This is a genomic window from Rhodococcus yunnanensis NBRC 103083 (assembly GCF_001895005.1).
Lineage (GTDB): Bacteria > Actinomycetota > Actinomycetes > Mycobacteriales > Mycobacteriaceae > Rhodococcoides > Rhodococcoides yunnanense.
Window position 1 is genome coordinate 21,932 of record NZ_BCXH01000005.1, and the last position, 20,448, is coordinate 42,379.

Below are 20,448 nucleotides of genomic sequence, written 5' to 3' on the forward strand. Positions count from 1 at the left end.
CCGGCTTCGGAGGAGCCGACGTTGCCGAGTCGGCCAAGTACGTGCAGTGTGGAGGGATGAGCGAGACAACGAAGGTAACTGTCGAACGCACGATCGAGGCACCTGTCGATACGGTTTTCGGCATCCTCTCCAATCCTGAGCAGCATCAGAAGCTCGACGGGTCGGGGTTCATTCGCAGTGTGGACCACGCCGATCGCATTCAGAAGGTGGGCGAGGTGTTCACGATGAACATGGAGGGCGACCACGTCGGCGGCGAGTACAAGACCGACAACCATGTGACCGGTTACGCCAAGGACAAGCTGCTGGCCTGGAAGACGGCGCCCGCAGGAACGGAACCTCCCGGGTGGGAATGGTTGTGGGAGTTGGAGTCCCAGGGACCGAAGGAGACGCTGGTTCGCCACACCTACGACTGGTCGAAGGTGACCGACAAGAAGCTGCTCGAACAGCTGAGGTTCCCGCTGGTCACCGAAGCTCAGCTCGAGGACACCCTCGGCAGACTCGCTGCCGAAGCCACATCCTGAGGGGCAGCCCCTCACGTTCGTAGCCGGGAACTACGAGAGCGCCGCTGCGCTGGCCTATGTTGATGTGGATGCGTATCGCGGTGGTGGAAGACGACGACGGACTCGGTGACGCGCTGGTCGACGCCCTGACCGAGGTGGGACATGCGCCCGCCCGTATGCGCCGCGGCGCCGACGTACTGCTCGGCTACCACGACATGGATGTCGTGCTGCTCGACCTCGGGCTTCCCGACATGGACGGCCTCGAGGTCCTCCGCAAGCTACGAACCCTCAGCCAGGTGCCGGTAGTGGTGCTCACCGCCCGCGACGACGAGCGGTCGGTGGTGCGTGCGCTGCGCGGCGGCGCGGACGACTACGTCGTCAAACCCGCCCGGTTGGGGGAGCTTCACGCGCGCCTCGAGGTGGCGGCGAGGCGTCGAAGCGCATCGAGCGATCCCGCCGCCGACAGGCTGGTCCTCGGCGACATCGTGGTCGATCTCGTCGGCCGAAGCGTCGAGGTCGACGGCCGCGATGCTGCGCTGACGACCAAGGAGTTCGACCTCCTGGCTCATCTCGCGACCCGGCGCGGTGAAGCAGTCAGCCGTGAGCAGTTGATGGATGCCATCTGGGGCGACGCCTACGTCGCGATCTCCCGCACGCTCGACGTCCACATGACGGCGTTGCGTGCCAAACTCGGACGTTCGGGCACCATCGTCACCATCCGCGGCTTCGGTTACCGCTGGGACACCTGACGTGCGACGCCGTGTCCTGGTGGTGCTGATGATCTATTCCACCGTGGTCGTCCTCGCACTTGCGGTGCCGTTGGCGCTGTCGGTCGGCCGCGAACGCGTCCTGCGATTCGGCGAAAACCGCGCCGCGGCAGCAACTTTCTTCGCAGAACTCAGCTCGCGGGAGGACGCATCGGGTGTGCCGAGTCCATCCGGGCTCGCTCCGCAGGCTCCGCTCACGGGTCTTCGCGAGTCGGTGGAGCGGTACGCCAGCCTCTACGACGAGGGGATAGTCGTCGTCGATCGCACCGGTCAGCCGCGTGCGCTGTCGGGTCTCGAGTTCGAGCGGGCCGACGTACAGCAGGCGATCGCAGGCGCGTTGCGAAATCAACGTGGCCGCGTCCCTTCGAGTTTGACGCCGTGGTCGCAATCCTCGGTGCTGATAGCGGCGCCGGTCGGCGGCGGAACCCAGGTCGACGGCGCCGTGGTCATCGCCGCGTCCACCGACACCGCACGCCGAGACGTCCTGGTGGCCTGGTTGGTCGTCGCGCTGGGAGCTTTTCTGATTCTGGTGACCGTCGCGGTGATCGCTGCTGCATTGTCGCGCTGGGTGGTTCGGCCACTGACTGCGCTGTCCTCGCGGGTTCATTCGTTCGGCGACAAGTTTCACGATCAGCTACCGACCGAACCGGCCCGGCGGCCCACAGCGGAGTACGTCGGGCCGCCGGAGGTCAGGGAGCTCTCCAGCGCGTTCGACGCGATGGCCGACGACGTCGAGACGGCAACGACCGCGCAACGACGGCTCGTCGCAGATACCGCTCATACACTCCGCAACCCGTTGGCGGCGTTGCGAATCCGGCTCGACATCCTGGGAATGCGGGTGCCCGATTCGGCGACCGAAGCACACCGGAAGACGACGCGGGAAGTGGACCGGCTGTCCACCGTCGTCGAAGATCTGCTCGTTCTCGCTGCTGCCGAGACGCCGGCCCACACGGCGTCGGCCGGGTGCGACATCCGTGCGACGATCGTCAGCCGCGCCGAATTCTGGTCGAGCACAATGGCAGTGGCCGGGATGACCTCCACGATCGTCGCGCCCGACAGCGCCTGTCTCGTTGCACTTCCGGAAGACGACCTGATCCGCATCCTCGACGCCCTGCTGAGCAACGCGACGAAATATGCAGGCGCCGGGGCGGTTGTCGAGATCGGCTTCCGCGAGGACCACGACCACATCACGATGTGGGTGTCCGACACCGGGCCGGGTGTGCCCGGTGGTGAGCTCCCGATGCTCGCCGACCGATTCTTCCGGGCGTCGAGCGCCGACGGTGAGGGGACCGGGCTCGGTCTGGCGATCGTCCACGCACTGGCCGAGCGAGCAGGCGGAAGCCTGGCAGTGAGTGCAGCCGAACCGTCAGGGCTGAAGATCGAGCTGACTTTCCTAAGGGAGTGTTAGGAAATCGGAAACAGCTTGGTTCTGGGCTGTGCCAGCGGTCACAGTAGGGGTAATCAGCACCAGCCCGCTACCGGTGACCAGCATCTGGAAGGACCAACCCATGGCCAACGAGGCCACATCGACCGCAGCGTCGCGGCCGACGCCGCCCGTCTCGTCCCCCGCCGCCACCCGTCGAGCAGTGCTCAACACGCTGCGGGGGTCGTCGGGCAATCTCGTCGAGTGGTACGACGTCTACGTCTACACCGTCTTCGCAACGTATTTCGAGAATCAGTTCTTCGATTCGGCGGACAAGAATTCGACGGTCTACGTGTACGCGATCTTCGCGGTCACCTTCCTGATGCGACCGGTCGGTTCGTGGTTCTTCGGTCGCTACGCGGACCGGAACGGCCGACGCGCTGCTCTCACGTTCAGTGTCTCGATGATGGCGGCGTGCTCGCTGGTCATCGCACTCACCCCAGGGCGGGAGAGCATCGGTGTGTGGGCGGCGGTCATCCTCGTCCTGAGCCGTCTGGTCCAGGGCTTCGCCACCGGCGGTGAGTACGGCGCGTCGGCGACCTACATGTCCGAGGCCGCCACTCGTGAGCGTCGCGGATTCTTCTCGTCGTTCCAGTACGTCACGCTCATCGGCGGGCACGTTCTCGCGCAGGTGACCCTGTTGCTGATGCAGACGTTCCTGGACCGCGAGCAGATCGAGGACTTCGGTTGGCGCATCGCGTTCTTCATCGGTGGCGTCGCAGCAGTGGTGGTCTTCTGGCTCCGTCGCAGCATGGACGAATCGCTGACCAAGGATCAGCTCGACGCCGTCCGCACCGGAGCCGATCGATCCTCCGGCTCGCTGAAGGAACTGGTGATCAACCATTGGCGCGCATTGGTGATCTGCTTCCTGGTGACGGCAGGCGGCACCATCGCGTTCTACACCTACAGCGTCAACGCTCCCTCGATGATCAAGACCGCCTACGAAGACCGCGGAATGACCGGAACGTGGATCAACCTCTTCAGCCTGATCTTCCTCATGCTGCTCCAGCCCATCGGCGGACTGATCAGCGACAAGGTGGGCCGCAAGCCGTTGCTGGTCTTCTTCGGAATCGGCGGCGTGCTGTACACCTACGTGTTGATCACGTATCTGCCGACGGCGACATCGGTGGTCGAGTCGCTCGCCTTGGTGTGCGTGGGTTACATCATCCTGACCGGCTACACCTCGATCAATGCGATCGTCAAAGCCGAGTTGTTCCCCTCGCATGTGCGTGCCCTCGGCGTCGGCCTGGGTTATGCGCTCGCGAACTCCGCGTTCGGCGGTACCGCACCGCTGATCTACCAGGCTGCGAAGAACAGCGGTCACGTGCCGTGGTTCATCTTCTACGTGACGGTCGTGATCGCGGTATCGCTCCTGGTCTACATCTTCGTTCTCCGCAACAAATCCGAGACCGTCCTCGACCGCGAGCAGGGCCGCGCGTTCGGTAACTAGAGTGAGCCCCATGCCTGAGCCCGCAGCGTCGTTCTCCCGGAGAGCGGCGCTGCGGGCCGGTGTGGTGGCGTTCGGGGCGACCGCACTGGGTTCCTGCGCTTCCGGCCCGCCGCCGCAGTTGCGTCTCGCAGCAGGCGAAGTGGGCGGCTTCTTCTGGGAGTTCGCCGGCCTGCTCGCCGAGGTGGCCACCGAAGCTGCTGCCGCACAGGTGGTTCCACTCACCACAGCCGGTTCCGTCGACAACCTGGAAGCACTGGCCTCCGGACAGGCCGAGCTGGCGATGACACTCATCGACGCCGCCTACGACCATCCGAGTCAGGATCTGACGGCGGTGGGCTGCGTGTACGAGAACTACTTCCAGGTCGCTGTGCGTGCAGATTCGGCAATCGAGACCGTCGACGATCTTCGGGGGAGAGCGATCAGTATCGGCGCCCCCGGATCGGGTGCGACATTGGTGTCGCAGCGCATCCTCGACGCTGCAGGCGTGGCCGAGCCCGGTGCCGTACGCGAAGTGCAGCTGTCGATGAGTTCGGCGGCAGATGCGTTGTCCGACAAGGAGGTCGACGCCGTGATGTGGGCAGGCGGGCTGCCGACACCGGCCTTCGCCGATCCACCGACGGCGATCCGGTTGCTCGATCTGGGTGCGCTGGTGGCGGATCTGAGGCGCGAGTTCGGTACCGCGTACGAGGGTGTGCCGGTGCCCGCGAACGTGTACGGCGAACATCCGGCGGTGACCACGGTCGGAATCCCGAACCTGCTGCTGGTGCATCCCGGAGTGCCCGATGGGACTGTTGCGGATCTGGTGGGCCTGCTGCTCGATCGGTCGTCGGCGCTGGTTCCCGGGCAGGCCATCGGCAGTCAGTTCCTCGACGCCCGCTCGCTCATCATGACGGGCACTATTCCTCTTCATCCCGGCGCCGAACAGGAGTACCGCCGGCGCCACGGGTGACCGGCAGCGAAAACCAGTGGCGGACGCCCGCCGTCGATGCTAGTTTTCTGACGCCGTGCAGGACAACGAGGAGGTGGTACCCGTGAACGCAGTATCGACGTGGGTGCTCCCTTCTGGAGTCATGGTCGGGCGATAGGTCGCCCGGGAGCGCCGTCACCGCCCTCCCGAAAGGTTCGACCATGCATTTCACTTCCGAACGATCCATTGAAGACGGCGTGCGCGAGCGCGCATTCACCCTCGACGGAATCCCCGGCATCCTGTGGACGCCGACATCCTCACCGGCCCCGCTGATCCTGTTGGGCCATCCCGGCGGACTCGACGCGATGTACCCGCGGCTGGCCGCCCGCGCCCGATCCGCCGCGGCAGAGGGCTTCGCGTCGGCCACCATCGAGAACCCCGGTAGCGGCGAGCGGCCCCGTCTGCCCACCGCCGATCGTGCCCGTGCCGACCTGCGCCGCACGCTGGGGGCGGGCGAGCCGGTACCCGACGAGATCATCGACCGGCTCGTCCTCCCGCTGGTCGACCAGGCGGTCCCGGAAGTGCGAGCCGCTCTGGACGCGCTCCTCGCACTGCCCGAGATCTGCGGTCCCGTCGGATATTCCGGCGGGCTGATAGCCGTCGGCACACGATTGGCCGTCGTCGAACCGCGCGTGAGCGCCGCTGCTCTGTTCGCTGGAAGTTTCGTTCCCCGAGCGACATTCGACGACGCCCGGCAGGTAGCCATTCCGCTGCACGTGCTGCTGCAATGGGACGACGAGAACAACGACCGGCAGGTGGCACTGGATCTGTTCGACGCCTTCGGGTCCGCGGAGAAGACGCTGCACGCCAACATGGGCGGCCACACCGGTGTTCCGGAATTCGCGGGAAAGGAGGCGAACCGCTTCTTCGCTCGCCATCTTGGCTGAGTGAAATGGTTGACGGGCCGCTCGGTCGCCGCTACCTTCCGGGAGGCGCTCAGGACTGAAGGGACGGCACCATGGCTGATGAAGACGACGTGCGGGCTCTGCTCGACGTGTACACCGAATCCGCGTACGCGAAGGACACAGATCGGTTCTTGACGCTCTTCGACCAGGGCGTCCGGATCTTCGACCTGTGGTCCACGTGGGAATACGTCGGACTACCGGCGTGGGCGGAATCCGTCGGTCAGTGGTTCTCGTCCCTCGGGGAGGACCGGGTGGTGGTCGAGTTCGCCGAGGTCGAGGTGACGGTCGGAGGTGACCTCGCCTCGGTGAGCGCCTTCGCGACCTATGCGGCGGTATCGGCGTCCGGTGAGAGGCTGCGGCAACTGCAGAATCGGTTGACCTGGGTGCTCGTGCGACGAGAGGGCCGATGGCTCGTCACCCACGAACACACCTCTGCTCCGGTGGACGACAGCGGCAAGGTCATCCTCGCCCGAAGCTGAGCCGGGTGCTCGGTAAGGTTGGGGAGAGAGAAACCGTCGACCTCTGATCGGACAAAGTAGTGACGCGAAAGCCTGCTGCAGAGTTGGGCATCCTCGTCGTCGGCGTGGTCCTGATCGCCGCCTCTAGAGTGTTGGACCTCGAAGAGCTGTTCGTATCCGGCGTCTTCGTCTGCATATTCGCCGGGCTGGCAGCGTTGATATCCGGTCCGATGTCTCGGCTGAGCGCAAAGCTCACGGTCGTCGTCACGGTCGTGGGGCTGGTCTGCGGGGTCTTCGGGCTGGTGTGGGGGATCGTTCACGCCGACGAGCCCGAGATCTTCTCACCGGTATTCCTGGGTTACCTCGGTGGTGGGGTGGCGCTGTCGGGCATTTGCACTCTGCTCGACCGCCGGAATGCGGACGTCGGTCGTCGGTGATCCTCAACTCGGTGCTGCGGCGGAGTGAACCGCCGCACGCCGTGTGCTCACTCCCAGCTTGCGGTAGATCGAGCGAATGTGGGTCTTCACGGTGGGGTAGGCGATGCCGAGGTGCGCAGCAATCTCGTCTGCGGTCTTCGTGGTACGCAGATACGCGAGTATCTCTTTCTCTCGTTCTGTCAGAACTCCGGCGAGCCTGGCGGACAGCTGGTTCCGTCTTTCGAGGACCGCGTACAGGAACTCGTCATGTCTGGAACCAGCTACCGCGTGTGCGTTCAGGAGATCGGCAATGATCGGATCGTCACTGAGGAACGGGGCAAGAATCCGCTCTGGGGCTGCCTCGGCAAGCGCACGATCCAACTGCTCGTGCGCGAGTATGCCCTGTCCTGCAATGGAACTCAGCGCGGACGAGGTGAGAAGTGTACTGACCAACGCGTATCGTGGCAGCGCGGCGGACGTCGCGAGGCGAAGCGCCTGGGCTGAGAGTTCCGGTTCGTCCATGACGCGATAGAGCTCCGCGAGAAGCGCGTGAGCGACCGCAGCGCCTGCTCGGGTAAGCGCGGGAAATGCGATGCGGCGTGCTTGTTCGTCCTGGCCCTGCGCGTGGGCAAGGCAAGCGGTGGTGACGCGCCGCAACGTATCCCAGGGGACGCCGTGTTTGTCTGTGGTGCTGACTCCACGTAGTAGACGAGAGGCGTTGTGGTACCGGTCCTCTCGATGGACGGCGACAAGGCACATCACCAGATACAGGCGTGCGAACGCCTCGAAATCGGTTCCGGGGCTCCCCTCTGTGATGATCGAGTCGAACTGAGCAATCGCCTCCTCGAAGTCGCCGCGCCAGTAGGCGATGCACCCTCGATTCGACTGTGGGAGGCCGCCTTCGAACCGCTCCCAGTCGGACACCGCTTCCCTGGTGGGTAGCTTGTCGAGGATTCGTTCGGCTTCGGTGAATACTCCCGCGTGGGTGAGCGCAAAGGCCAAATTGGATTGCGCGAGTCGAAATGTCTCGGTACGGGACTGCAATTTCGCCTCATCGCTGGCGGAGCGAAGCAGTGCGATGGCACGTGCGAGATCTCGACGAAGCCTGACCTCGGTCCACCCGAGGAGGAATAGCGCGGATGGGTAGTCGTCCTCCGGGTCGCACTGGGCGAGCGCGTGGCGCGCACGATCGGCGATGGCCGCTTTCGTCGAGGTGTCCGGCGCGAGCAGCAGGTCGGTGAAGCAGGCGACGAAATCGTCCGACGCAACACGCAATCCCTGTCCTCGGAGAAACTCCGCTCCGTAGGGGTCGCCACTGAGGTCGCGGCAGCACGCCCGGATCAGCAGAATATGCGAATCGTGTGGATCGGGATATTTCAGGCAGAGTTGCTCCAATTCGGTGGTGTGAGATTCGAGAATCAGACGAAGCCAGTTCTTCCGTAGAACTCCTCGGGCCTGTTCCGGCTTGCCGGAGGCAAGTGCATGACGCACGGCTTCGATCATCTATCGAAGATATCGAGACAGTCGAGCGTCGATCTCATCCCCTGAGGATGAGACCGCGATCGGCAGCCTGCGGAACCAGTGAGAATTTCTGTTCGTAGGCCGCACCCCCGCGCTCGAAGAGAAACGGACAATCACACATGACCTTCTGGGAAACTCTCGGCTGGATGCTGTCGGCGACAGTGTTCATCGGCTATCTGTTCGCGCTGTTCGCGATAATCACCGATCTGTTCCGCGACCACAAGTTGAACGGATGGTTGAAGGCAATCTGGGTGTTCTTTCTGCTGTTCCTGCCCATCGTCACCGCGCTGGTCTACCTCGTTGCCCGTGCCGAAGGGATGACCGAACGCAGCAGAAAGGCTGCACGCGAGGCAGAAAGTGCGGCTGAATCGTACATCCGTGAGGTTGCGGGGAAGGGCCCCAGCGAGGAGATCGCCACGGCGGCAGCACTCCTCGACGCCGGGGCGATCACCGCAGACGAGTACGCCGCGCTCAAGCTCAAAGTCCTCTCGTGAGCGAACCGGATAAGTCTGCGATACTCGTCAACGTCCTGAACTTCACTCGGGCCGAGTCGGATCTGATGTTTGCTCGCCTTGCCGCAGGAGTCGGCCTGGGCACGTGGAACCACACCCGCGAGCTCGGACCGCTCGACGACCAGCCGATCATTCGCCAGAACCGCGACACCCTGTACAGCAGCGTCATCATCGACGTGCGCGAGGATGTCACAATTTCCGTGCCGGATACCGACACGCGGTACATCTCGGCGTGGGTGATCAGTCAGGATCACTATGGTCCCGTCATCCTGCGCGATCCCGGACAGCACCTGCTCACGCGTGAACTGGTAGGGACGGACTACGCCGCCGTCATCGTGCGCATCCTGGTCGATCCGAACAGCCCCGAAGATGGGGCCGAGGTGAATCGGCTGCAGGATGCCCTCGTGATCGACGGTGGTGGAACCGGGGAGTTCCCGTTGCCCGACTACGACGAGCGTACGCAGACCGAGACCCGCGACGCGATCCTCGCACTCGCCCGCGGAGTCACCAAGTACGACCGGTCGTTCGGCACCGTCGCGGAGGTCGATCCGATCATGCATCTGCTCGGCACGGCCTCGGGTTGGGGTGGCCTTCCTGAATACGAGGCGACCTACGTCAACTTCGACGGACGCCTGCCCGTCGGTGAGTACCGCCTCCGATTGAACGATGTTCCGGTGGACGCATTCTGGTCGATCTCGCTCTACAACGAGGCAGGATACTTCGAGGACAACGCGCTGGGGGTCAACAGCATCAACAGCCTCACAGTCACTCCCGACGCCGACGGCAGCACCACCATCCGCCTGGGAACCCATCTCGACGGCATTGCGAATGCGTTGCCCATCATGCCGGGATGGAACTACGTGCTGCGCCTGTATCGTCCGCGTCCCGCCGTGCTCGACGGCACCTGGACACCGCCGCGTCCCGAAGCGCTGTAGCGGCCATCGGTTCTGAAAACATCCGGTTACTCGACTTGCTCAGGAGGCACACACCGTGAGGTTGCTGTTTCAGCTCGTTTCGCAATGCGTACTCGGCGCGATTGCGTTGATCGTCGTGCACTTCGCTCTACCCGGGGTCGACCTGAGCGTGAACGGTTTCCTGGCCGCGATCGGTGTATTCACGCTCGCTCACATGATTCTCGGCCCATTCGTACTCAGCGTGGCGCTGCACTATGCGGCACCGCTGGCGGGCGGCGTCGGCTTGGTCGCCACGCTGCTGGCACTGTGGATTGCATCGTTGGTGCCCGACGGCATTCAGATCGACGGCGTCGGCTCCTGGATCCTCGCCCCGATCATCGTGTGGGTGATCACCGCTTTGGGAGGGTGGATCTTCATGGCCCTGGTGATCGACAAGTGGCTGAAACGGCGTAGTGCCGAAAAGCTCGTGCGCAGTGTGCAGAAGGCATGATGGTGATTCGTCGGTGAGGATCTGTGCCCGACACGTTGTTCGCTGTGAGCCCGCTCAAAGGAGTCAGCCATGTCAAGTCATCCGATAGATCGTCGCGTTCTCCTCAGCACCGCCCCGAACTTCCGTGACCTCGGTGGGATTGCCGTTGCCGGTGGCATCGTCCGTCCAGGTGCGCTCTACCGCTCGGCGACGCTCGCGAAACTCGGTGGCGACGATGTCGACACAGTCGCCGGTTTGGACATCCGAACCGTCTACGACCTGAGGACCGCCGCCGAGCGCGACGGCGCCCCCGACAATCTCCCGGATTCGGTGCGGATGCTCTGGCTCGACGTCCTTGCCGACAATGCCCAGAACGCCGCGGCCACTGGGCTACTGATGACCGATCCGGTGACGTACGCCGAAAGTATCGGAGGCGGACGCGGGATTGCACAGATGGAGGAAGCGAACCGCAACTTCGTCAGCCTGCCCTCGGCACTCGACGCATACCGCGCGTTCTATACCGATCTGATCGATGTAAAGCGTACCGGCGCAGCACTTTTTCACTGCACCACCGGAAAGGACCGCACAGGGTGGGCAGCAACGTCCTTCCTGCTCCTTCTCGGCGCCGACGAAGCCGATGTACGCGCCGACTACCTGCAGACGAACACCGATCTGACACCGATGACGGAACCGATCCTCGAATTCGTCTCGAGCAAGGGCGTCGACGCGGGGCTGATCCGTCCGCTCCTGGGAGTCCGTGACAGTTACTTCGACGCCGCCCTCGACGAGATGCATACACACTTCGGCACAGTCGAGGACTACGCACTGAACGGACTCAAGCTCAGTGAGTCGCAACTCGTCGCACTGCGCGAGCGGTTCACTGCGGTTCGGTAGAACCGCAGGAGAATTACTAGACCTGTAACAGGGCGACCGCCGGAGTCAGGTAGCCGAAGTACTCCGGAGCCAGCGGGATCAGGCCGGACCAGCCGGGAATCTGTCCGTATACGACGACCACGACCGGCCCCGTGCCCGTGGGCAACACGCCGGTCCGGTCGATGGTGGGGTAGAGCCCGTCGATGGTTCCCGGCGCCGAGCCCGGCAGATCGGTGATTCCTGCCCGACCCGTACCGAGGTTCACCCAACCGACCTGGAGGCGCGACGGTTCGTACTCGAGCCAGCGCTGCACCACCGTCACGTTTCGAGCGGGGTGGTCGATGATGGCATCGACCTGTGATCCGGGGAATCCGCCCCTGGGGTTGGCCAGGTTGACGGTGTCGACGCCGCCTACGACTGGGACAGCGTGGGCGGCCAGGGCGGCGACCTCGGCAGGTACGCCGACCGAGGTCAGAGCAGCAACGGGGTCGACGGGAGGGTTGGCATGCGCTACCGAGCCGGCGCTGAATCCGACGAGTATGGCAATGATTGCTGCCACGATCGTCGAGGCTGCCTTGCTCAGACGCTTCATCGGTCTCCGATCCTCTGCATCACGTTCACACTTCAAGCATTGTGACGCGTGGCTGCGGCCGATGGGTTCGAATTGATCGGATCGTGTCCTCGGCGAAGCACCCCTTGGCTGGAGAGCCCGTCAGTCGATATCGGGGAAGTCGAGGCGGAAACCGTCGGGTGCACCGGTGTTGTCGACGACGCAGAAGCGGTTGTCTTCGGTGTCGGCGAGGACGACGAAATCGGCTCCCTCCGGATAGTCCCAGTCGACTGTCTGTGCACCCAGGGATAGAAGTCGCGCCACTTCGGCTTTCTGCCCTGCAGCGTCCGGTGCGTACAGGTCGAGGTGCAGGCGAGGGGTGTGTTCTGCGGGTTGGCTGCTGTTCTGGATGGAGAGCTGCAGCTTTCCCTTGGCGTCGAACAGGTTGGTGAATCCGCCGCCTGCTTTGGGTTCGCCTGCAGTCAGGCCGAGGGCTGCACACCAGAACCGAGTCGCTCTAGGGATGTCACGGGCACCGATCACCGTCGAGCCGAGAATCAACATCGGTCGAATCTACTCGAACAAGGCGGTCAGCTCCACGGCCAATGATTGTGTCGGCCCGATATCGTCGACGCGTGCGTAGTAGTGGTGTGTGGCTCGATGTGGCGGTGGTGTTCGCGATTGTCGCTGTGGGCGTGGTGATTGCCGCGGCAACAAACGATCCAGGTCCAGACGCCACACCGGTCGGCTCGGGCTACGTCGCCGAACCCGTCGAATATCCGGTTCGAATTCCCGGATGTGCGACGGTGGAGCCCCCCGAGGAGGAGCGTGCGTACGCCTACGAGGTGGCGGTGGGTGAGCTCGTGTACGACGATCCTGCGAACACGTGGCTCGACGCGCCGAAGGCTCGGGCGATGTCGGACTCGCTGCGTCGGGCGCTGCCCGGTGGCGTCGTCACGTCCGATGCGAGCGCAGGTGGATCCATCAGCGGTGACCCGTTCGAATTCGAGCCCATTCCGCGGATCGATCCGGCGCTCGACATCGATCCGGGCACGACGGCCGATGGCGTGGTGGCGCGGAACGGTGGCGAGGGAGTGGTTGCCGTGAACGTGGCGCGTGCCGAACCCGGTCCGGTCGAGTGCCGTGCCGACCTGGTCGATTCGCGTGAAGTGCATTCGGACGGAACGGTTGTCGACGTTCAGGAGACGTGGAGTGAATACGATGGGGTTCGGACCACTACGCGGGTGGTGAGAGTCTATTGGCCCGACGGAACTCATGTCACCGCGTCGGCGTCGAACCAGGATGCCCAGCTCCGGACGACCGAGACCGTCCCGCTGTCGATCGACGAGCTGACGGTCTTGGCGTTGTTGCCCGAGTTGCGGTGGACTGCCGGCTGACACCTGCCTTACATAGATGATGACCGCGGGCTGCGGGTCAGTCTAAATCCGCTGTACCAGGCAAGAATTCCCACGATCGCCCCCACCGAGGCGCCGACAAGAGGTCCAGCAACGAGGTACGGCATGGGACTGACGTCCACCCCAGGGCAGAGTGCGCGTGTCACCGGGCCATCGGGGTCATTGATGAGAGACGTCAACGGCTGATTGGAGACGCATTGAGTCGGTTGCCCCAGCCACCACAGCACGAACACGACGCAGACAAGACCGCCGACCAGGAACGCGGCGGCTCCTACCGCAATCAATCTACGCACCAGTGCATTGTGTCAGTTCGTGTTTGGGAGCTGTTGATATGGCCGGTGTCGACCGATCCGATGGGGCCGACGGGCAGAACTCATCGAAGGAGGCCAACCGAAGCGAGAGCAGTTCGAAGGCGGAGACACCATGGTGAGCAGCGCGAGCATCGGGCCTCAGCCGGCAGGGTTGTGGCTGGTCGCCAACGACGCCGGTCGGGCGGTCCGGCCTCAATGCCCACAGGTGTGCAGGTCGACGGCGTCGCCCGAAGGGTTTGTGGAACAGTCAGGTACTCGGTTGACTGTGGCGGACAGTCGGCGCCTGGTGCTGGTTGCGGCGCAGTGTGCGATCGCACCTGCGTGCACCGACGTCGCGACCCGCGTTATCGGTCGATCCCATCGGATGTGGCCGACCTGCTGTCCATGTGAAATCACGTGCACTCATCCTCCTTGTCGAGTACCTTCACCGTGCCGCACACGAATAGGCGGGAGAGCGTCCGCTCACCGTCCGAACGCACGAAGAAACAGGTTTCGCGTCACGATCGAGCGATAGAGCAACGGGGGCACGATGCGCAATTCTTGGATCGTCGGTACTGCCGTTCTGGCCCTGATGTTGGCTGGTTGCGCCGACGAACAGGAGGCGACGCCAGCGGTGGACAAGACCCACAGCACCGTCGTCGTACCGACCGACACACGCGCAACGCTGCGATTGGAAACTCCCGCGAGCGCAGCGCCCGCCCAACCTCCGGCCGCAACAGCCGCCAACGTGCCTGCAGGGTTCGTCTCAGAGACCGGGTGGACAGGGGAGTGGCCCTTCACTGTCTCGGAGGGCGTACTGATGTGCGCCCGACCGCAGCGGGTGACTTTCACAAGTGGCCGGACGATATATGCACTCAACGGATCGGCAACTACTGCCGGTGGATTCGAAGATGTTGCATCCATCTGGAAGGACTCGTCCTTTCCTGGCGTCAAAGTCGATATCGGCCCGATGATCGAACGAGGGCTGGGCCTCTGCTGAGCCCGCAACAAATCCTCCGAATTCCCTGTGGCGGTGCGCGTATGAGCGCCCAATCGTGTTGTGCGAGCTGAAGTCGCTTGATGAGGTGGCACGGTGGCCAAGCGTGATGGAGTGTCGACCGTGCGACCGCTGACCCTGGGGTGGGTCAACCGGAATCTCGAGGTCGGTGAACGGATCGTCGGGGTGGAGGTGTTACGCGGCGGGGTCACGGCAGAGATGCGGAAGCTGACCATCAGTGCGCCAGGTAGAAACGCTCGTTACCTGGTGTTGCGGAGCTACACCGATTCGTCCGCACTTCCGCATGCCGAGGATTGGCTGAACAGGGAAGCCGGCGCTCTCATAGGGCTCGAGGGAACTGGATTGCCTGTGCCTGGGCTGGTTGCCGTCGATTCAACCGCGCTGTATTGCGACTATCCATCGCTTCTCATGACGTATTTACCTGGCCGTACGGTTCTTGGCGATGAAGGACTGGAAGCGCGGCTTGCCTTGCTCGCGCGTCCATTCTTGGTATAGCTGTCATCGCCCTGGGTATGGTCCTAACCCCTGGGCCGAACATGGTGTACCTCGCATCAAGATCCATTTCACAGGGCCGAGGAGCAGGTCTGATCTCGTTATGCGGCGTCGCACTTGGCTTCGTCTTCTATTTATGCGCATCGGCCGCCGGCCTTTCTGCGCTTTTTGCCGCAGTTCCTTCCGCGTACACCGCTGTCAAGCTTGTTGGAGCTGCTTACCTGATCTACCTCGCGTGGGGCATGTTGCGACCTGGTGGACGGTCTCCCTTCGAGGCGCGGGAACTCGACGCGCACTCACCCCTGCGTTTGTTCACGATGGGTTTATTGACCAATATCCTTAATCCCAAGATCGCCCTGATGTACGCCGCTTTGATCCCTCAGTTTGTTCACCCCGATCGTGGCAACAGTCTCCTGCAATTTCTTCAACTAGGCCTCGTTCAAATCGTAGTGGCGGTGTCTGTAAACGCGTCGATTGTGATAGCTGCTGCATCGGTGTCCAGCTATCTTCAAACCCATCCACGTGCGATGCAAGCGCAGCGGATCGTAGCTGGAACAGTTCTCGGTGCATTCGCCGTCAACATTGCGGTGAGTGGTGCTTGATGATGCGACTTGAGATTTAGCTGGATTGCATATCGGTTGCGAGATGCGCCGCCGGAATTGCCGGTGGGGAGCACGCCGCATCCCCACGAACTGCGTGCCGAGCTAGGCAACAGCGCCCCGTCCCGTACCACAGTTCACCGAGCCTTCACTCGGAATGGACTGATCAATCCTCAAGAGCAGCAACATAAACAAACATACAAACGGTGGCAGCGCAGAGCGCCGATGCACCTGTGGCAGCTCGATTTGGTGGGAAGGATTAATTTCGTCGGCGGCCGCGAATGCAAGATCCTCACCGGGATCGACGACCACTCCCGATTCATCGTCGTGGCCGCGGTGCTCGACAAGCCGTCCGGTGCGGCCGTGTGCGCCGCGTTCGTCGCCGCGATGCAGCGATGGGTGTTCCCTCCGAAGTCCTCACCGACAACGGAAAACAGTTCACGGGCAGGTTCCCCGCCCGATGCCCGCCGAGGTGCTCTTCGCAGCGCACGTGCCGCGAGTACGGGATCTGTGCCCGACTGACCAAACGGCGGTCACCGACGACTACTGGCAAGATCGAACGGTTCCACCGAACACTGCGACGAGAACTGCTCGACGAAGTAGGGCCCTTTGCCACAATTGAGGCAGCGCAACTCGCCGTCGACGAGTGGGTGCACAGTCACAACACTCAACGCCCACATCAGTCACTGGACATGGCCACCCCGGTGACGCTGTTCCGCTCCGGACCAGGTGCGACGCCGGCCGCCCCCGACACGTTCACCTTGTCAGCCCCTGAATCCGCTGATGCGTAAACACTGTCGGTGCGAACAGGGATTGTCGGCGGTTACGAGATCGACCTACCCATACCGGCGGCCGGAGTCGTCGATCTGGTCGGTGCGCAGCAAGTGTGGATCGGGAAGGGGTTCGCCGGACGCACGGTCACCCAGTGGGTCGACCTCGCCACCGTCCACGCCGTGATCGACGGTGTGGTGGTCAATACGGTTGCCTCCCGGCCGACGGGCTCCGACCCCGACCGGTTGACGACGCGCGGGCAGGGCACCTGCGCCGGCACTGCCCGCGTTCGACCCGGGTGCCCGCTCGGGCGCTGCGGCGCCGATCGAGGTCGATCGTACCGCCACCCGCGATGGACTGGTCACTCTGCTCGGCGATCGGCTCGCGCTGGGTTCGGGCACCGCGGGAACTCGCATCACCCTCAGGATCGAGGGCGGTCTCATCCACGCCATCGCGGGCAATCATGAGATGGCGAGGCCCAAGCAATGCTGGTGACCTTGTGGAACGTCGCCATGGCCGCCGGCTGAATCATCGGCGGGCTCTTGCTCAGCGGTGTTCGGCCTGCTGCTTCCCACGGTGTCAGAGTGTGAGCGCCTTCTGAAGGTGGGTCACTGTTCAACCGTCAAGGGGCAGATCGGACTGTTTCGACGGCAGTCGCGAGGGTTCGTAGTGAATCCACAATCCGGCGGCGGTCTTCCGGCAGCTGAGCCAGTAGCTCAGCATGAGCGTGCAACTCTTTTGGAAATACGTCATCGATGAGGGCGCGCCCGGTGTCGGTCAGCTCGACGAGGGCACTGCGTCTGTCTGCGGGATTGGGGCGACGCGCTATGAGGCGGCGGGTTTCGAGCGCGCCAAGTGCCTTGGAGACTCCGGCTCGTGTCATCCCCAACTGCTCCGCCAACCGGATGGCGCTGAGGTTGTCAGAGTGACGCAGCGGAACCAGAAGTTGCACCTCCGTTGCCGATACACCCGCGGCAGCGTAGATCGGTTCGACTGCCACCTCCAGGGCCGCCGCGATCCGATTTATCTGACCGACCACGAGCATCGGCGTCGTATCCAGGTCAGGGCGCGCATCGGTCCACGCTCGCTCAGTGCGGGTTCGAAGAGAATCCAAGGCGACCTCCACTATTTGTCAACTAGTTTACAAATGCTTAGTATGCCAGACATGGACTCCCAAGATCCCGAGGCTTCGATCCGGAGCAATACGAAGACGGCTGGCAATGCCCAATCAAGTGCAGCGCTGCATCCGGTGGAAAACGCGAACTACTGGAACGATCGCTACTCCAGTCCCGGCCATGTTCCAGTACTGACACCTTTGCCCATCTTCACATCACGCGTCGCAACCCTTCGTCCGGGAAACGCGGTCGATCTCGCCTGCGGTTCTGGCAGACATGCCCGTTGGCTAGCGCAGCAGGGTTGGAAGGTGCAGGCATGCGACTTCTCGTCTGTTGCGATTGCAGAAGCTCGGGCATTTGGAACTACGGAAGACATCCGTTACGAGGTTGCCGATGTCAGACAGTGGTCCCCCGTCGGAGGGGTGGATCTCGTGCTGGCGGGCTACCTTCAGCTTCCCGTCGCCGAGCTCGTGGCGTTACTCGTCGAGGCTGGTGAATGGCTGACTCCAGGCGGTCGGCTGATCTATGTGGGTCACGCGCGCGAAGGTCTGACTCATGGTCGGGGAGGCGGTCCCCAGGACCCCGAGATTCTCCCTTCCCTAGCGGAATTGGCCACTGCCGCCGCTGACTTCAAGGTCAATGCGCTTGCCCATGTGGTCCGGGCGGATGGACGGACAGTCGATGTTCTTCTCGATTGCGAGCGCTGGGCGTAGCGTGCAGGCGGTGTCCCCGTTTCGCGTAGAGGCCTTCGACCCGCGTGGGGTGCCGGCGACCGATTTGGATGCCTGGTGTCGGATCGTCGTCGAAGGCATGGCCTCCGTGTCGGGTTCGGCACCGTCGGTATCGGCGTTGGCTTCCATGATGGAGCGGGAAAGCAGTGATCGTGCTGTGTGGCGGTGGGTTGCGCGGGCTCATCGAACAGGTGAAGCGGTAGGCGTCGCTCAAGTTCGACGGCCTTGGCCTGATGCTGATTTCGCCGAGTTGCGCTTGTACGTGACGCCCCGCGCTCAGCGCCGCGGGGTAGGGAGAATGCTCAGCGAGGTGGTTCGCGCTGAGGCGTCTGCTCTTCAATTGGGCAGTATGCGAACGACGTTGGTAGTCGGGAGCGCCGCAGAACAGTTCCTCATCACGGTTGCAGGTCATCGGATACTGCTGCGGCTGTCGAATCAGCAACAGGATCTGACACGCCTCGCGGCGGATCCACCACCGGTGCCCGATGTTCCCGGCTATCGAATTACTCAGTGGGACAACGAGGGTCCAGCGAGCTTGGTCGAGTCTTTCGCCGAGGTACTCAACAGTGTCCGGGACGCACCCGGTGCCGATCTGCAGATCGCCGAGAGCAGCTGGGATGTAGCAAAAGTGAGGACGTGGGAGCGTGAGTCGACTGTGGGGCGGCAGAGACTCATGGTGACCGCCGCGGTGGCCGAAGGCAGTGGCGAGGTGGTGGGTGCCACCGTGTGCACCCTCGACGAGCAAAGCCCGACGCGGGCGTCGCAGCATGACACCGCGGTCCTGCCTGCACACCGCGGTGTGGGGCTCGGGTATGCGATCAAACATCGTCAGGCCATGCTTCTCTGTGAGCAGGCTGGGCTCGAGACGGTCTCGACGACAGTCAACGTGGACAACCATCCGATGATGGCGGTGAACCGTCGGCTGGGGTATCGAACCGCGGCGGAGCGGGTCCTCGTGCAGGTCGACGCATAGCGGTAGTGCGCATCGGCTCGACCACCATTATGTACCCGGCCTCGAGAAATCACACCGCGCCGAGCGCAAGGGCCACGTTGTGACCACCGAACCCGATAGAGGTGGTCAGGGCGTAGTCGCAGTTCTGTGCCCGCTTCTCGGTCACGATGTCGAGATCGATTGCGACGTCGCGGTTGTCCAGGTTGAGCGTGGGTGGCACAACTGACTCTCGAATTGTCAGCATCGTCAGAATCGCCTCGAGTGCGCCGACCGCTCCGATCGAATGACCCAACGCTGACTTGGGTGCGTAGACGGATGCGTGACCGGCGACCGTTGCGATCGCTCGCGCCTCAGCGAGATCACCGAGGGGTGTTGCCGTGGCATGGGCGTTGACGTGGCCGATGTCGGAGCTGCTGAGCCCTGCGGTGCGGAGTGCCTTGTTCATAGCTCGGCGGATGCCGTCGCCTTCTGGGGCCGGTGCGACAATGTGATAACCGTCGGACGTAATCCCGGCGCCGAGCAGTCGTCCGTGGATGAGTGCGCCGCGCGCACGCGCGTGGTCCTCTGATTCGACGATCATGAGCGCTCCTGCTTCGCCGAACACGAAACCGTCGCGATCTCGGTCGAATGAGCGTGATGCCCTTGTTGGTTCGTCGTTGCGTGTGCTCATGGCGCGCATCATCGAGAAGCTGGCAATCGGCACAGCGTCGATGTGTCCTTCGACGCCGCCTGCGATGACGACGTCGGCTTCATTGGTCGCGATCAGCCGCCAGGCGTGTGCAATTGCTTCCGAACCGGAAGAGCATGCCGATACCGGGGTGAAGACCCCTCCCTTGGCGCCCACCTCCAACCCGATGTGAGCTGCGGGGCCGTTGGGCATGATCATCGGAACCGACATCGGCGATACCTTGCGAATTCCCCCGGCGCGCATCGCATCGACTGCACCGATCAGCGCATCACCACCGCCCAACCCCGTACCCACCGCAACGGCAAGTCGTTCGGATTCCATGCATGCGAGTCCGGCGTTCGACCACAGTCGGCGTGCCAGAACCAGAGCAAGTTGTTCGACGAAGGAGAGTCTGCGTCGCTCGACCCGACTCAGCGATTCCGGCACATCGAATTGCAGGACTCCTCCGATGCGGACGGGCAGATCGTATTCGGATACGAAGCTCTGTGTAAGTGAGCGGATTCCACTGCGGCCATCCAGCAACAGGTCCCACGTCGAGTCGGCGCCATCCGAGAGTGCGGTTGTTGCGGCGTATCCGGTGATGACGGCGGATCGCACAGGGGTTTGTGTAGCGACTGTTTCACTCATGTTTTCATGAGTACATGTAGCGACC

26 protein-coding genes and 1 pseudogene are annotated in these 20,448 nt (G+C 63.4%); 21 read left to right on the plus strand and 6 right to left on the minus strand.

Annotation, left to right across the window (positions count from 1 at the left end; genetic code table 11):
- Positions 1 to 56 precede the first annotated feature (56 nt).
- From RY1_RS10210 to RY1_RS10245, 8 genes are all read left to right on the plus strand, one after another.
- Positions 57 to 521, plus strand: a complete 465-nt coding sequence (locus tag RY1_RS10210) for an SRPBCC family protein (RefSeq protein WP_072803725.1) — start codon at positions 57 to 59, stop codon at positions 519 to 521.
- A 68-nt stretch (positions 522 to 589) separates the two neighbouring features.
- On the plus strand, positions 590 to 1,249 hold the full coding sequence (locus RY1_RS10215; protein WP_072803726.1) for a response regulator transcription factor: 660 nt from the start codon (positions 590 to 592) through the stop codon (positions 1,247 to 1,249).
- 1 nt (position 1,250) lies between these two features.
- Positions 1,251 to 2,675, plus strand: a complete 1,425-nt coding sequence (locus RY1_RS10220) for a sensor histidine kinase (RefSeq protein ID WP_245819585.1) — start codon at positions 1,251 to 1,253, stop codon at positions 2,673 to 2,675.
- Positions 2,676 to 2,775: 100 nt separating this feature from the next.
- The gene (locus tag RY1_RS10225; RefSeq protein ID WP_072803458.1) at positions 2,776 to 4,140 is read left to right on the plus strand and encodes an MFS transporter; all 1,365 of its coding nucleotides are present in this window, start codon (positions 2,776 to 2,778) and stop codon (positions 4,138 to 4,140) included.
- A gap of 10 nt (positions 4,141 to 4,150) precedes the next feature.
- Positions 4,151 to 5,089 carry a TAXI family TRAP transporter solute-binding subunit gene (locus tag RY1_RS10230; protein WP_072803459.1) on the plus strand — a complete coding sequence of 313 codons (939 nt, stop codon included), beginning with the start codon at positions 4,151 to 4,153 and terminating at the stop codon, positions 5,087 to 5,089.
- Between the two features lie 179 nt (positions 5,090 to 5,268).
- Complete coding sequence (locus tag RY1_RS10235) at positions 5,269 to 5,994, plus strand: dienelactone hydrolase family protein (RefSeq protein ID WP_072803460.1); 726 nt, start codon at positions 5,269 to 5,271, stop codon at positions 5,992 to 5,994.
- A 71-nt stretch (positions 5,995 to 6,065) separates the two neighbouring features.
- A complete protein-coding gene (locus tag RY1_RS10240) occupies positions 6,066 to 6,491 on the plus strand; it encodes a YybH family protein (protein ID WP_072803461.1) in 426 nt (141 codons plus the stop codon).
- Positions 6,492 to 6,550: 59 nt separating this feature from the next.
- Positions 6,551 to 6,907, plus strand: a complete 357-nt coding sequence (locus tag RY1_RS10245) for a hypothetical protein (protein WP_072803462.1) — start codon at positions 6,551 to 6,553, stop codon at positions 6,905 to 6,907.
- Positions 6,908 to 6,910: 3 nt separating this feature from the next.
- Here RY1_RS10245 and RY1_RS10250 read toward each other — a convergent pair whose 3' ends face one another.
- Positions 6,911 to 8,389, minus strand: coding sequence for a helix-turn-helix transcriptional regulator (locus tag RY1_RS10250; protein ID WP_072803463.1), 1,479 nt, complete (start codon positions 8,387 to 8,389; stop codon positions 6,911 to 6,913).
- 137 nt (positions 8,390 to 8,526) lie between these two features.
- Here RY1_RS10250 and RY1_RS10255 point away from each other — a divergent pair, with 137 nt between their 5' ends.
- From RY1_RS10255 to RY1_RS10270, 4 genes are all read left to right on the plus strand, one after another.
- Positions 8,527 to 8,901, plus strand: a complete 375-nt coding sequence (locus tag RY1_RS10255; RefSeq protein ID WP_072803464.1) for a PLDc N-terminal domain-containing protein — start codon at positions 8,527 to 8,529, stop codon at positions 8,899 to 8,901.
- Positions 8,902 to 8,966: 65 nt separating this feature from the next.
- Positions 8,967 to 9,854, plus strand: coding sequence for a DUF1214 domain-containing protein (locus RY1_RS10260; protein ID WP_072803728.1), 888 nt, complete (start codon positions 8,967 to 8,969; stop codon positions 9,852 to 9,854).
- 55 nt (positions 9,855 to 9,909) lie between these two features.
- Positions 9,910 to 10,323 (plus strand): phage holin family protein, encoded by a 414-nt coding sequence (locus tag RY1_RS10265; protein WP_072803465.1) that lies wholly within the window; start codon positions 9,910 to 9,912, stop codon positions 10,321 to 10,323.
- Between the two features lie 69 nt (positions 10,324 to 10,392).
- Positions 10,393 to 11,196, plus strand: coding sequence for a tyrosine-protein phosphatase (locus tag RY1_RS10270; RefSeq protein WP_072803466.1), 804 nt, complete (start codon positions 10,393 to 10,395; stop codon positions 11,194 to 11,196).
- 16 nt (positions 11,197 to 11,212) lie between these two features.
- On the opposite strand, the gene RY1_RS10275 is transcribed toward RY1_RS10270, so the two are convergent.
- Complete coding sequence (locus RY1_RS10275) at positions 11,213 to 11,767, minus strand: hypothetical protein (RefSeq protein WP_072803467.1); 555 nt, start codon at positions 11,765 to 11,767, stop codon at positions 11,213 to 11,215.
- Positions 11,768 to 11,887: 120 nt separating this feature from the next.
- Positions 11,888 to 12,289: a VOC family protein gene (locus RY1_RS10280; protein WP_072803468.1), complete on the minus strand. Its 402-nt coding sequence runs from the start codon at positions 12,287 to 12,289 to the stop codon at positions 11,888 to 11,890.
- A 71-nt stretch (positions 12,290 to 12,360) separates the two neighbouring features.
- On the opposite strand from RY1_RS10280, the gene RY1_RS10285 reads away from it, so the two are divergent.
- The 6 genes from RY1_RS10285 (at position 12,361) to RY1_RS30570 (ending at position 16,330) form a co-directional block, all read left to right on the plus strand.
- Entirely contained in the window at positions 12,361 to 13,122 is a 762-nt protein-coding gene (locus RY1_RS10285) for a hypothetical protein (protein WP_139279795.1), read from the plus strand.
- Positions 13,123 to 13,980: 858 nt separating this feature from the next.
- On the plus strand, positions 13,981 to 14,430 hold the full coding sequence (locus RY1_RS10290; RefSeq protein WP_072803470.1) for a DUF2511 domain-containing protein: 450 nt from the start codon (positions 13,981 to 13,983) through the stop codon (positions 14,428 to 14,430).
- Between the two features lie 93 nt (positions 14,431 to 14,523).
- Positions 14,524 to 14,943 carry a protein kinase family protein gene (locus RY1_RS10295; protein ID WP_139279796.1) on the plus strand — a complete coding sequence of 140 codons (420 nt, stop codon included), beginning with the start codon at positions 14,524 to 14,526 and terminating at the stop codon, positions 14,941 to 14,943.
- Positions 14,944 to 14,960: 17 nt separating this feature from the next.
- Positions 14,961 to 15,542: a LysE family translocator gene (locus RY1_RS10300; protein WP_072803472.1), complete on the plus strand. Its 582-nt coding sequence runs from the start codon at positions 14,961 to 14,963 to the stop codon at positions 15,540 to 15,542.
- Positions 15,543 to 15,764: 222 nt separating this feature from the next.
- Positions 15,765 to 16,061, plus strand: a complete 297-nt coding sequence (locus RY1_RS30565) for a hypothetical protein (protein WP_245819620.1) — start codon at positions 15,765 to 15,767, stop codon at positions 16,059 to 16,061.
- Between the two features lie 32 nt (positions 16,062 to 16,093).
- On the plus strand, positions 16,094 to 16,330 hold the full coding sequence (locus RY1_RS30570) for an integrase core domain-containing protein (RefSeq protein WP_245819609.1): 237 nt from the start codon (positions 16,094 to 16,096) through the stop codon (positions 16,328 to 16,330).
- Positions 16,331 to 16,375: 45 nt separating this feature from the next.
- Here RY1_RS30570 and RY1_RS10310 read toward each other — a convergent pair whose 3' ends face one another.
- Positions 16,376 to 16,657: a hypothetical protein gene (locus tag RY1_RS10310; protein WP_139279797.1), complete on the minus strand. Its 282-nt coding sequence runs from the start codon at positions 16,655 to 16,657 to the stop codon at positions 16,376 to 16,378.
- A 275-nt stretch (positions 16,658 to 16,932) separates the two neighbouring features.
- Positions 16,933 to 17,424 carry a MarR family winged helix-turn-helix transcriptional regulator gene (locus tag RY1_RS10315; protein WP_072803729.1) on the minus strand — a complete coding sequence of 164 codons (492 nt, stop codon included), beginning with the start codon at positions 17,422 to 17,424 and terminating at the stop codon, positions 16,933 to 16,935.
- A 51-nt stretch (positions 17,425 to 17,475) separates the two neighbouring features.
- Here RY1_RS10315 and RY1_RS10320 point away from each other — a divergent pair, with 51 nt between their 5' ends.
- From RY1_RS10320 to RY1_RS10325, 3 genes and pseudogenes are all read left to right on the plus strand, one after another.
- Complete coding sequence (locus RY1_RS10320) at positions 17,476 to 18,138, plus strand: class I SAM-dependent methyltransferase (RefSeq protein WP_084727311.1); 663 nt, start codon at positions 17,476 to 17,478, stop codon at positions 18,136 to 18,138.
- Between the two features lie 148 nt (positions 18,139 to 18,286).
- Positions 18,287 to 18,490, plus strand: a pseudogene (locus RY1_RS30985) (GNAT family N-acetyltransferase); the annotation flags it as partial.
- A 15-nt stretch (positions 18,491 to 18,505) separates the two neighbouring features.
- Positions 18,506 to 19,129, plus strand: coding sequence for a GNAT family N-acetyltransferase (locus RY1_RS10325; RefSeq protein WP_139279799.1), 624 nt, complete (start codon positions 18,506 to 18,508; stop codon positions 19,127 to 19,129).
- Positions 19,130 to 19,178: 49 nt separating this feature from the next.
- Here the strand turns inward: RY1_RS10325 and RY1_RS10330 are convergent, their stop codons facing one another.
- Positions 19,179 to 20,423, minus strand: a complete 1,245-nt coding sequence (locus tag RY1_RS10330) for a KasA/KasB family beta-ketoacyl-ACP synthase (protein WP_072803476.1) — start codon at positions 20,421 to 20,423, stop codon at positions 19,179 to 19,181.
- Positions 20,424 to 20,448 lie beyond the last annotated feature (25 nt).

Bases quoted from the DNA above. Each gene is read 5' to 3' on its own strand.
- RY1_RS10210 (WP_072803725.1), top strand. From the start codon at position 57: ATGAGCGAGACAACGAAGGTAACTGTCGAACGCACGATCGAGGCACCT.
- RY1_RS10215 (WP_072803726.1), top strand. From the start codon at position 590: ATGCGTATCGCGGTGGTGGAAGACGACGACGGACTCGGTGACGCGCTG.
- RY1_RS10225 (WP_072803458.1), top strand. From the start codon at position 2,776: ATGGCCAACGAGGCCACATCGACCGCAGCGTCGCGGCCGACGCCGCCC.
- RY1_RS10230 (WP_072803459.1), top strand. From the start codon at position 4,151: ATGCCTGAGCCCGCAGCGTCGTTCTCCCGGAGAGCGGCGCTGCGGGCC.
- RY1_RS10235 (WP_072803460.1), top strand. From the start codon at position 5,269: ATGCATTTCACTTCCGAACGATCCATTGAAGACGGCGTGCGCGAGCGC.
- RY1_RS10240 (WP_072803461.1), top strand. From the start codon at position 6,066: ATGGCTGATGAAGACGACGTGCGGGCTCTGCTCGACGTGTACACCGAA.
- RY1_RS10250 (WP_072803463.1), bottom strand. From the start codon at position 8,389: ATGATCGAAGCCGTGCGTCATGCACTTGCCTCCGGCAAGCCGGAACAG.
- RY1_RS10255 (WP_072803464.1), top strand. From the start codon at position 8,527: ATGACCTTCTGGGAAACTCTCGGCTGGATGCTGTCGGCGACAGTGTTC.
- RY1_RS10260 (WP_072803728.1), top strand. From the start codon at position 8,967: ATGTTTGCTCGCCTTGCCGCAGGAGTCGGCCTGGGCACGTGGAACCAC.
- RY1_RS10270 (WP_072803466.1), top strand. From the start codon at position 10,393: ATGTCAAGTCATCCGATAGATCGTCGCGTTCTCCTCAGCACCGCCCCG.
- RY1_RS10275 (WP_072803467.1), bottom strand. From the start codon at position 11,767: ATGAAGCGTCTGAGCAAGGCAGCCTCGACGATCGTGGCAGCAATCATT.
- RY1_RS10280 (WP_072803468.1), bottom strand. From the start codon at position 12,289: ATGTTGATTCTCGGCTCGACGGTGATCGGTGCCCGTGACATCCCTAGA.
- RY1_RS10290 (WP_072803470.1), top strand. From the start codon at position 13,981: ATGCGCAATTCTTGGATCGTCGGTACTGCCGTTCTGGCCCTGATGTTG.
- RY1_RS10300 (WP_072803472.1), top strand. From the start codon at position 14,961: ATGGTCCTAACCCCTGGGCCGAACATGGTGTACCTCGCATCAAGATCC.
- RY1_RS30565 (WP_245819620.1), top strand. From the start codon at position 15,765: ATGCACCTGTGGCAGCTCGATTTGGTGGGAAGGATTAATTTCGTCGGC.
- RY1_RS10320 (WP_084727311.1), top strand. From the start codon at position 17,476: ATGGACTCCCAAGATCCCGAGGCTTCGATCCGGAGCAATACGAAGACG.
- RY1_RS10325 (WP_139279799.1), top strand. From the start codon at position 18,506: ATGCGAACGACGTTGGTAGTCGGGAGCGCCGCAGAACAGTTCCTCATC.
- RY1_RS10330 (WP_072803476.1), bottom strand. From the start codon at position 20,423: ATGAGTGAAACAGTCGCTACACAAACCCCTGTGCGATCCGCCGTCATC.